Origin of the sequence: Pseudomonas sp. EGD-AK9, from assembly GCF_000465935.2 — a bacterium.
In the GTDB taxonomy this organism is placed as follows: domain Bacteria; phylum Pseudomonadota; class Gammaproteobacteria; order Pseudomonadales; family Pseudomonadaceae; genus Aquipseudomonas.
Genome location: NZ_AVOF01000065.1, coordinates 1 through 10,545, shown reverse-complemented (window position 1 = coordinate 10,545; position 10,545 = coordinate 1). Strand labels below are relative to the sequence as shown.

Below are 10,545 nucleotides of genomic sequence, written 5' to 3'. Positions count from 1 at the left end.
GACTGGCCGGGCAACGTGCGCGAGCTGATCAACGCCGCCGAGCGCCATGCCCTGGGCCTGTCCAGCCCGCCGCCGGCCGAGCGTTTCGCCGGCCAGGCGCTGGCCCAGCAGATGGAGGCCTTCGAGGCGCAATGCCTGCACAACGCCCTGCTGCAATGCCAGGGCAATATCGCCGCGGTGATGGAGATGCTGCAGCTGCCGCGTCGCACCCTCAACGAGAAGATGCAGCGCCACGGCCTGGCGCGCGGCGACTATCTGCCCGGCGGCGAGGAATAACCCCCCTCTTAGGAGTCCGCCTGCCGGCGATGTTGGTAACGCCGATCGCCCGCCGGCGGGCCATGGCTTTGCTGGCCTGCATCCGGGCGACCCGATAAGCGGATTTTCGCCGACTGCGTCACGGGGCTAGGCGGATTCCCGCTCAGCGACGCCCCTTGCTCTCGATAAAACCCCTCTATTGCGGGCCTTTCAGGCCCTGGCACGGCATCTGCTATGACTGTTTCAGTCGCCCGGCAGCTTGCCGCCGCGGCGACCATAACAACGACAAGAGGTCTGCCCATGAACTGCCCAGTCTTCCGCGCCATGCTGCCGTGCATGGGCCGCCTCTCGACCGCGCCCGCCGCGGCCCTTGTCCGACGCTGCACCCTGCGCCGCTGATCGCGCACCGCCGACGTCGCCTGACCGGCGTCGTCTAGAGTGAAACTCTGCATAAAGCCATAACAACGACGGAGATACTTCCATGCGACTGACCAAGAAACTCAGCCTGTTCGCCGCTGCCGCGGCCATCACTGCCAGCACCGCGGTGCTCGCCGCACCGACCTTCATCAACGTGCTGACCGGCGGCACCAGCGGCGTCTACTACCCGATCGGCGTGGCCCTGTCGCAGCTGTACAGCAACGGCATCGACGGCGCCAAGACCTCGGTGCAGGCGACCAAGGCGTCGGTGGAAAACCTCAACCTGCTGCAGGCCGGTCGCGGCGAACTGGCCTTCGCCCTCGGCGACTCGGTGGCCGATGCCTGGAACGGCGTGGAAGACGCCGGCTTCAAGGCGCCGCTGAAGAAGATCCGCGCCATCGCCGGCACCTACCCGAACTACATCCAGATCGTCGCCAACGCCGAATCCGGCATCAAGACCCTGGACGACCTCAAGGGCAAGCGCATCTCCGTCGGCGCGCCGAAGTCCGGCACCGAGCTCAACGCCCGCGCCATCTTCGAAGCCGCCGGCCTGAGCTACGAGGACATGGGCAAGGTCGAGTTCCTGCCCTACGCCGAGTCGGTCGAGCTGATCAAGAACCGCCAGCTGGACGCCACCCTGCAGTCCTCCGGGCTGGGCATGGCCGCCATCCGTGACCTGGCCTCGACCATGAAGATCAGCTTCGTCGCCATCCCGGCCGAAGTGACCGCGAAGATCGACAACGCCGCCTACCAGGCCGCCACCATCCCGGCCGGCACCTACGACGGCCAGGATAGCGACGTGCCCACCGTGGCCATCACCAACATCCTGGTCAGCCATGAAGGCGTCTCCGACGAGGTGGCCTACCAGATGACCAAGCTGATGTTCGACAACCTGGATCGTCTCGGCACCGCCCACTCCGCGGCCCAGGACATCAAGCTGGAAAGCGCCACGCAGAACCTGCCGATCCCGCTGCACCCGGGTGCCGAGCGCTTCTACAAGGAAGCCGGCGCGCTCTGATGCAGGGCGGGCCGTGGCATGGCGCCACGGCCCTGGTGGGCTGTCTCGGCAGCGTTGGAGCGATCACCGGTGCGTATGGCCTGGGCGGCCCCGCGACACCCTGCGGATCGCCGCCGCGACAAGGTTTCGAGGCAGCCCGCCGGCGATGAAGCTGGCCGCGTTGCGGCCGGCCCATCCGACGCAGAATCGCGAATAAAACCGGCGTTCACAGGCGGTGGGTTTTGTTGGCGACTCTGTCTCCGTATCGAAGTAGTCACGAGGTTTGCACTCCATGAGTGAGCAGAATCAGGGGCTGGGCGCCAGCCCGTCCGACTGGCCGAAGGCGCTTTTTGCCGTCGCGCTGCTGTTTTCCATCTTCCAGATCGTCACCGCGGCCTTCCACCCGGTGTCGACCCAGGTGCTGCGTGCGGTGCACGTCGGCTTCCTGCTGCTGCTGGTGTTCATCAGCGTGCCGGCCTTCGGCGCCAAGCGCCCCTGGCAGCCGCTGGCCTGGCTGCTGGGCCTGGCCGGCATGGCCACGGCGGGCTACCAGTGGTACTTCGAGGCGGACCTGATCCAGCGCTCGGGCGACCTGACCACGGCCGACATGCTCATCGGCCTGACCCTGATCGTGCTGGTGTTCGAAGCCGCACGGCGGGTCATGGGCATCGCCCTGCCGATCATCTGCGCGATGTTTCTGGTCTACGGCCTGTTCGGCCAGTACCTGCCGGGCGACCTGATGCACCGCGGCTACGGCATCGACCAGATCGTCAACCAGCTGTCGTTCGGCACCGAGGGACTGTACGGCACGCCGACCTACGTCTCGGCCACCTATATCTTCCTGTTCATCCTGTTCGGCGCCTTCCTCGAGCAGGCCGGGATGATCAAGCTGTTCACCGACTTCGCCATGGGTCTGTTCGGCCACAAGGTCGGCGGCCCGGCCAAGGTGTCGGTGGTGTCCTCGGCGCTGATGGGCACCATCACCGGTTCCGGTGTGGCCAACGTGGTCACCACCGGGCAGTTCACCATCCCGCTGATGAAGCGCTTCGGCTACCGCCCGGCCTTCGCCGGCGGCGTCGAGGCGACCTCCTCGATGGGCAGCCAGATCATGCCGCCGATCATGGGCGCGGTGGCCTTCATCATGGCCGAGACCATCAACGTGCCGTTCTTCGAGGTGGCCAAGGCCGCGCTGATCCCGGCGCTGCTGTACTTCGGCTCGGTGTTCTGGATGGTCCACCTGGAGGCCAAGCGCGCCAACCTGAGCGGCCTGCCCAAGGACGAATGCCCGAACCCGTGGAAGGCCGTGCGCGAGCGCTGGTTCCTGCTGATCCCGCTGCTGATCCTGATCTACCTGCTGTTCTCCGGGCGTACCCCGCTGTTCTCCGGCACCGTCGGCCTGGCCCTGACCGCCATGGTCATCCTCGGCTCGGCGATCATCCTGCGGGTGTCGTCCAAGGCCATGCGCTTCGCCTTCTGGATCGCCCTGGGCGTGCTCTGCGCCGGCTTCTTCCAGCTCGGCATCGGCGTGGTGTTCGGCGTCATCGGCCTGCTGGTGGCGGCCTGCTGGTTCGTCAAAGGCGGTCGCGACACCCTGACCCTGTGCCTGCACGCGCTGGTCGAAGGTGCGCGCCACGCGGTGCCGGTGGGTATCGCCTGCGCCCTGGTCGGGGTGATCATCGGCGTGGTGTCGCTGACCGGGGTGGCCTCCACCTTCGCCGGTTACATCCTCGCCATCGGCCAGGACAACCTGTTCCTCTCGCTGGTGCTGACCATGCTCACCTGCCTGGTGCTGGGCATGGGCATCCCGACCATCCCCAACTACATCATCACCAGCTCGATCGCCGCGCCGGCACTGCTGGAGCTGGGTGTGCCGCTGATCGTCTCGCACATGTTCGTCTTCTACTTCGGCATCATGGCCGACCTCACCCCGCCGGTGGCGCTGGCCTGCTTCGCGGCGGCGCCGATCGCCAAGGAGCGCGGCCTGAAGATCAGCCTGTGGGCGGTGCGCATCGCCGTGGCCGGTTTCGTCGTGCCCTATATGGCGGTCTACTCGCCGGCGCTGATGCTGCAGGGAGACAGCCTGCTGGCAACCGTCTACGTGGGTCTCAAGGCCTTGCTGGCCATCGGCATCTGGGGCGCGGTGTTCACCGGCTTCCTGCAGGCCAAGCTGAGCTGGTGGGAGCGTGCCCTGGGCTTCGCCGCCGGCGCCAGCCTGATCCTGGCCACGCCGATCAGCGACGAGATCGGCTTCGCCCTCAGTGTCATCTTCATCGGTCAGCACATCTGGCGCGCCCGTCGCGCCCAGGCGGCGCTGGCGTGATCGGCCTGTGCCTGGGGCTGGCCGGCGCTGTATGGGCAGAGCTGCCCGTGCCGGCCTTCACCCTGGCCTGGGATCACAGCATCGAGAAGATCCGCTGGGAAGAAGATTACCGCGTCACCGCCGAGGGCCTGGTCCTCGGCGAGGCGCGGGTCAAGGGTTCCGGCGCCGGGATGGAGATTCCCGACGGCGCCGAACTGCGCAATGGCAGCTGGCACTACCAGCGTCGGCTACCGCCTTTGCAACCCCTGCGAGTCGGGCGTACGCCCGAAGCCGGGGATTACCAACTCTGTATCGACCAGCGTTGTCGCCCGATGAGCGACTGGCTCGGCCCGCCACAAGCGAGCCAGCCGGCGTTGGAACTCTGGAGCTGCGAGCTGGGCTCCCCCGCGGCTGACGCGGGCTAGGTTCGCCAGAGCGGACCAGGCTTCCGGCGCCACAAGTGCCGGGCGGAAAAGAAGAGAACCCCCATGCGGCGCAGGCCGGTGGGGGTTTTGTTCGTCTGCGGCCTGCTAGGCTTGGCTAACCACCTGCCCAGGAGACCTGTCATGCGCCCCATCTTTCGTTTCGCCCTTCCGCTCGCTCTCTGTCTGTCACCCCTGACGGCCAGCGCCCTGGATATCCAGCCCGGCGTCTGGGAAGTCAGCTCGCACAACATGCAGGTCGGCGGTCAGGCCATGCCCGGCATGGAGCAGATGCTGGCGCAGATGCAGAACCTGCCGCCCGAGCAGCGGCAGATGATGGAAAGCATGATGGCCGAGCGCGGCATCAAGCTCGGCGCCGGCGGCGTGCAGATGTGCCTGACCGCCGAGCAGATCGCCGCCCAGGACATTCCCCTGCACGACCCCGAGTCCGGCTGCAGCAACGAGATTCTCGAACGCAGCGACCAGCGCTGGCGCTTCCGCTTCACCTGCCCGGATGCCCAGGGCGAAGGGGAGACCCAGTTCGTCAGCGATCGGGAGTTCACCACCAAGGTCACCGGCACCTACAACGGCCAGCCCAGCAGCATGGAAAGCCGCGCGCGCTGGGTGGGTGCGGACTGCGGCAGCCTGCGCAGGCAATGACCCTCAAATGGAGATGTAAATAATTCGTATTGACGCGGGAAGCATTCTATTGCGAGAATTCTGTCGATAATTATTAGCATTTGCACCCATGGCGAATGCACTGCCAATGAGGCAGCCGGCTGCCAAGGGACGAATCGCAGCCATCGACAGCGCATTAGGAGAAGTCCCTTGTTCAGTAGAAAAACCCGCCTGGCCGTGGCGATTGCGGCCGCCTGCAGTTTCAACCAGGCCCTGGCCGCCGAGCAGGAACAGCTCGAGCTGGATGCCCAGACCGTGGTCGGTGCCGCCGAAGCGGCCGAAGTCGACAGCTACAAGTCGCAGCCCAGCAGCGCCGCGACCAAGCTGGACCTGACCCCGCGGCAGACCCCGCAGTCGATCTCCACCATCACCCGCGCCCAGCTCGACGACTTCCACCTCGACAGCGTCAACGACGCGCTGAAGATGGCCACCGGCATCCAGGTGCAGGAGGTCGAGACCGACCGCACCTACTACACCGCCCGCGGCTTCGACATCACCAACTTCCAGTACGACGGCATCGGCATTCCCTTCGTCTACGGCAACGTCGAGGGCGATATCGATACCGCGGTGTTCGAGCGCGTCGAGGTGATCCGCGGCGCCAACGGCCTGATGTCCGGCACCGGCAACCCCTCGGCCACCATCAACTTCGTGCGCAAGCGCCCGACCGCCACGCCGCAGGCGCGCATCGACCTGACCGGCGGTTCCTGGGACAAGCGCCGCATCGACGCCGACGTCTCCGGCGCGCTGACCGACGCCGGCAACATCCGCGGCCGTGCGGTCTACGCCCACGAGAACAAGAACTCCTACCTGGACATGTACTCGCGCGAGAAGAACGTGTTCCACGGCGTGCTGGAGGCCGACCTCGGCGACAAGACCCTGTTCACCATCGGCCATACCCTGCAGAAGAGCGACGCCAACTCGCCGATGTGGGGCGCCCTGCCGCTCAACTACAGCGACGGTTCGAAGACCGACTACTCGCGTTCCACCAGCACCTCGGCCGACTGGGCCTACTGGGACGTGCAGGAGAACCGCACCTTCGCCGAACTGGCCCACGACCTGGGCAACGGTTGGCAGGCCAAGGCCGTGCTGACCCATGTGAAGAAGGAGGGCGACGGCTCGCTGTTCTACGTCTACGGTACCCCGGATCGCACCACCGGCCTGGGGCTGTTCAGCTATCCCTCCGAGTACAAGGACAAGAACACCCAGCTGATCGCCGACCTGCAGCTCAGCGGCGCCTTCGCCCTGGCCGGCCGCGAGCACGACGCGGTGCTCGGCGCCAGCTGGTCGCGTTCGGAGCTGGAGGACATCTCCTGGTACGACTCCTCCACCGGCACCGCCCTGCCGCCGCTGGAAGAGTGGGACGGCAACTACCCGCAGCCGCGTAACGACGCCGGCACCGCCGGCAGCGATTTCACCGACCGCATGAAGAGCGCCTACGGCGCCGCGCGCTGGAGCCTGACCGACGACCTCAGCCTGATCACCGGTACCCGGGTGGTCGACTTGAAGAGCGACGGCACCAACTACGGCCTGGCGAAATCCTCGAAGAACAGCGGCAAGGTGGTGCCCTATGCCGGCCTGGTCTACGACCTCACCGAGCAATATTCGGTCTACGCCAGCTACACCGAGATCTTCGACCCGCAGACCAAGACCGATATCACCGGGTCGCGCCTGGCGCCGGTGGAAGGGGTCAACTACGAAGCCGGGATCAAGGGCGAGCTGTTCGACGACCGCGTCAATGTCTCCCTGGCGGTATTCCGCACCGAGCAGGACAACGTCGCCGAAGTGGCGGGCATGGTCGGTTCCACCACCATCTACCGCGCCGTCGAAGGCATCACCAGCGAGGGCTACGAGCTGGAGGTCTCCGGCGAACTGCTGCCGGGCCTGCAGGCGATGGCCGGCTACACCTTCGTCGACATCACCGACGCCGAGGACAAGCACGCGGTGACCTACTCGCCCAAGCATATGTTCAAGGCTTCCACCACCTACCGCATTCCCGGCCTGGAGCAGCTCAAGGTCGGCGCCAGCCTCAATTGGCAGGACAAGGTGTACAACGGCATCGCCGAGCAGGATGCCTATGCGGTGGTCAACCTGATGGCCAGCTACGATATCGATCCCAACTGGAGCGTCTCGGCCAACCTCAACAACGTTACCGACGAGAAGTACCTGACCAGCCTCTACTGGAGCCAGGCCTACTACGCGGCCCCGCGCAACGCCAGCATGAGCGTCAGATGGAAATACTGATCCACCGCCGCATCGCCACGGGCCGGCTCACAGCCCGTGGCAACGGCGGATTTCCCCCACCAGTTCGGCCCGCTCCAGCAGGAAACGGTCGAACTCGGCAATCAGCTGCGGGCGCTTGATGCTCGACAGGTAGTAGTGATCCTCCACGTGCGCCAGCTGCGCATCGAATACCAAGGCGTCCGGCGCCAGGCCTAGCTGACGCAGATGGTGGGCCACCACCCGCGGGTTGAGGTACACCGCGTCGACCCGGTCGCTCATGGCCATGCGCAGCAGCGAGTCGATCTGGTTGGCCTGGATCAGCTTGATGCGCCCGGCGCGAATCTCCTGCAGATAGGGCCAGGGGGTGAAGCCGTTCTGCGTGCCGAGCAGACGGATGCGCGCCTGGCCCTGGCCGAGGTGCGCCGGCTTGACCAGGATGCCGTCGACATAGGGCGCCGCCGGCTGGCTGTAGCGGATGGCGTGGCCGGCCTTGCGGTCGGCGTTCCATTGCGGGTGGTCGGGGAACTTGAGGTCGAGCCGGCCGCCGAGGAAATCGCCGAGCAGGCGCCTTACCGGCAGCGGTGAGTAGACGAAACGGTAGCCGCGCTCGGCGGCGAAGGCGTCCAGCAGCTCGCGGGCGTAGCCGCGGTACTCGCTGCCGTGCACGTCGGAGTAGGGCTGGTAGGGTTGCAGCTCGACGCCGACGCGAATCGGCTCCTGCGCCAGGGCATCGAGGCAGAGGCAAAGGCAGAGCAGCAGGGCGAGCGGTGTCTTCATCGCGGGGTCTCGCTGACGGCAAGCAGCGGGCGGCCCCTTAACCATAGTCGCGGCTCAGAGAATCGGCGAGATCAGCCGCGCCACCCGCATGCCCAGTTGCTGCAGGCGGTGCAGGTTGCGCCGGTCGGCGTTGACCAGCTCGCGCGAGCGGCTGAAGTCCTCCTCCAGCATGCTCGCCACCTGTTCGGCGAAGGCCGCGTCCAGGGTCAGCAGGCTGACCTCGAAGTTCAGGCGGAACGAGCGGTTGTCCAGGTTGGCGCTGCCCAGCAGGCAGGCGTCACGGTCGATCAGCAGCGCCTTCTGATGCAGGAAGCCCGGCTGGTAGCGGAAGATCCGCACCCCGGCGCGCAGCGCCTCGAAGGCGTACAGGCTGGAGGCGGCGTAGACCACCCGGTGATCGGGGCGCGCCGGCAGCAGGATGCGCACGTCCACCCCGCGCAGCACCGCCAGGCGCAGCGCCGCGGACACCGCCTCGTCCGGGACGAAGTAGGGGCTGCTCAGCCAGACCCGCTCCCGCGCCGCCTGGATCGCCTCGACGAACAGCAGCGAGCAGGTCTCCTGCGGGTCGGCCGGGCCGCTGGCGATCACCTGGCAGAGCACCCCCGGCTCGTCCTGCTTGTGCGGCAGCAGCAGCGGCGGCAACTGGTGGCAGGCCCAGAACCAGTCCTCGGCGAAGGCCTCCTGCAGGCTGGCCACCACCGGGCCGCGCACCTCCACGTGGGTGTCGCGCCAGGGCGCCAGCGGCGGCTTCTGCCCGAGGTACTCGATGCCGACGTTGAGCCCGCCGAGAAAGCCGATCTGGCCGTCGACCACGACGATCTTGCGGTGGTTGCGGAAATTCAGCTGGAAGCGGTTGAACAGCCCGCCGCGGGTGGGGAAGGCGTGGATCTGCACGCCGCCGGCGCGCAGCGCGTCGATATAGGGCCGCGGCAGGGCGTGGCTGCCGATGCCGTCGTAGAGCACATGCACCTTCACCCCCGCGGCGGCGCGGGCCAGCAGCAGCTGCTGCAGGCGGCGGCCGAGGGCGTCGTCGCGGATGATGAAGAACTGCAGCAGGATCGCCCGCTGCGCACCCTGCAGCGCCTCGAACAGCGCGGCGAAGGCGGCCTCGCCGTCGATCAGCAGCTGCACCCGGTTGCCGGTCAGGCCGGGCATCTGCGACAGCCGCGGCAGGGCGCGCAGGTGCTGGTAGGCCGGCGCCTGGTGCGCGGCCTTGGCTTCCTCGACCCAGGGCCGCCAGTCCTGCGCGGTCATGGCCTGGCGCATCTCGGCGTCGGCCTGGCGACGCGCCTTCACATAGGCATCGAAGCGGCTGCGGCCGAGTACCAGGTAGGGCAGCAGCGTCAGGTAGGGCATGAAGAACAGCGACAGGCCCCAGGCCAGGGCGCCCTGGGCGGTGCGCACGGTGAGCACCGCATGGATCGCGGCGAGCACGCCGAGGCCGTGGATCGCGGCGATCAGCCAGGCGAACAGGTGGGGGATGCCAAACTCCATGGACTTCCTCGCTGCGGGGGCCGTATCCAGCTGACCACGGGCGTTGCGCGCCGTTCGCCGGCCATCCTGCCACGGCCCCGCGGCGAATGGCAGGGGGCGGTTTAGCCGTTGTATTTGAAACCTTCATGCAGGCCTGTTTCTGCATGAGCCGGTTTCATCTGTTACCCTTGTCGGTTCGACCCAAAGGTGGGTCGTCTTTACTCGAGGAGGGCAGACCGTCCTGTTCACGCTCGTTCAGCGAGTCAAACGCATCAAGGAGCACGCCATATGGGAAACGTCCCTTCGCATGACATGACCCCGCCACCCGCAGCGGCAACCCCCGACGGCATTCCGGCACCGACCGGCGCTGCCAACCTGATCGACACCGACTACGTCATCGGTCAGGACAACATTCAGGGCAAATTCATCTTCTCGATGGATATCCACGGCAAGGTCTTCAGTATCTCCGCGCTGGTCGCGGTGATCTTCGTGGTGCTGGCCCTGGCCCTGCAGAACCAGGTCGAGCCGCTGTTCAGCGCGCTGCGCGACTGGCTCACCCACCACATGGCCTGGTTCTTCATCGGCGCCGCCAACGTCTTCGTCCTGCTCTGCCTCGGCCTGATCGTCTCGCCGCTGGGCAGGGTGCGCATCGGCGGCAAGGACGCCACGCCCGACTACAGCTACGCGGGCTGGTTCTCCATGCTGTTCGCCGCCGGCATGGGCATCGGCCTGATGTTCTACGGCGTGTCCGAGCCGATGTCGCACTACAGCGCGGCGATGGGTGGGGTCACGGTCGGTGACGACGGCGTGCGCACCGACTGGGCGCCGCTCGCCGGCGCCGCCGGCAACAGCGAGGAGGCGGTGCGCCTGGGCATGGCCGCCACCATCTTCCACTGGGGCCTGCACCCCTGGGCGATCTACGCCATAGTCGCGCTGGCGCTGGCGCTGTTCTCCTTCAACAAGGGCCTGCCGCTGTCGATCCGCTCGATCTTCTACCCGATCCTCGG

At 67.0% G+C, this 10,545-nt stretch carries 9 protein-coding genes; 7 read left to right on the top strand and 2 right to left on the bottom strand.

Going from position 1 to position 10,545, the window contains the following annotated elements; all coding sequences use genetic code 11:
* The 6 genes from N878_RS03655 to N878_RS03630 form a co-directional block, all read left to right on the top strand.
* Positions 1–276: helix-turn-helix domain-containing protein (locus N878_RS03655; protein WP_031302696.1), on the top strand; the 276-nt coding region annotated here is incomplete at its 5' end.
* A 460-nt stretch (positions 277–736) separates the two neighbouring features.
* Positions 737–1,690 (top strand): TAXI family TRAP transporter solute-binding subunit, encoded by a 954-nt coding sequence (locus tag N878_RS03650; protein ID WP_021442333.1) that lies wholly within the window; start codon positions 737–739, stop codon positions 1,688–1,690.
* A gap of 271 nt (positions 1,691–1,961) precedes the next feature.
* Positions 1,962–3,989, top strand: a complete 2,028-nt coding sequence (locus N878_RS03645) for a TRAP transporter permease (protein WP_021442332.1) — start codon at positions 1,962–1,964, stop codon at positions 3,987–3,989.
* On the top strand, positions 3,986–4,393 hold the full coding sequence (locus N878_RS03640) for a DUF1850 domain-containing protein (RefSeq protein WP_021442331.1): 408 nt from the start codon (positions 3,986–3,988) through the stop codon (positions 4,391–4,393). The genes N878_RS03645 and N878_RS03640 overlap by 4 nt, the downstream gene beginning before the upstream one ends.
* A 141-nt stretch (positions 4,394–4,534) precedes the next feature.
* On the top strand, positions 4,535–5,050 hold the full coding sequence (locus N878_RS03635; RefSeq protein ID WP_021442330.1) for a DUF3617 domain-containing protein: 516 nt from the start codon (positions 4,535–4,537) through the stop codon (positions 5,048–5,050).
* Between the two features lie 168 nt (positions 5,051–5,218).
* Positions 5,219–7,309, top strand: a complete 2,091-nt coding sequence (locus N878_RS03630) for a TonB-dependent siderophore receptor (RefSeq protein ID WP_021442329.1) — start codon at positions 5,219–5,221, stop codon at positions 7,307–7,309.
* A gap of 27 nt (positions 7,310–7,336) precedes the next feature.
* Here N878_RS03630 and N878_RS03625 read toward each other — a convergent pair whose 3' ends face one another.
* Complete coding sequence (locus N878_RS03625; protein WP_021442328.1) at positions 7,337–8,065, bottom strand: ABC transporter substrate-binding protein; 729 nt, start codon at positions 8,063–8,065, stop codon at positions 7,337–7,339.
* 54 nt (positions 8,066–8,119) lie between these two features.
* Entirely contained in the window at positions 8,120–9,559 is a 1,440-nt protein-coding gene (gene cls / locus N878_RS03620) for a cardiolipin synthase (RefSeq protein WP_021442327.1), read from the bottom strand.
* 267 nt (positions 9,560–9,826) lie between these two features.
* Here cls and N878_RS03615 point away from each other — a divergent pair.
* The coding region (locus N878_RS03615; protein WP_036987315.1) for a BCCT family transporter at positions 9,827–10,545 on the top strand (719 nt) is incomplete at its 3' end.

Excerpts from the sequence above, each read along its gene's own strand:
- N878_RS03645 (WP_021442332.1), top strand. The coding sequence starts at position 1,962 with ATGAGTGAGCAGAATCAGGGGCTGGGCGCCAGCCCGTCCGACTGGCCG.
- N878_RS03625 (WP_021442328.1), bottom strand. The coding sequence starts at position 8,065 with ATGAAGACACCGCTCGCCCTGCTGCTCTGCCTTTGCCTCTGCCTCGAT.
- N878_RS03635 (WP_021442330.1), top strand. The coding sequence starts at position 4,535 with ATGCGCCCCATCTTTCGTTTCGCCCTTCCGCTCGCTCTCTGTCTGTCA.
- N878_RS03650 (WP_021442333.1), top strand. The coding sequence starts at position 737 with ATGCGACTGACCAAGAAACTCAGCCTGTTCGCCGCTGCCGCGGCCATC.
- cls (WP_021442327.1), bottom strand. The coding sequence starts at position 9,559 with ATGGAGTTTGGCATCCCCCACCTGTTCGCCTGGCTGATCGCCGCGATC.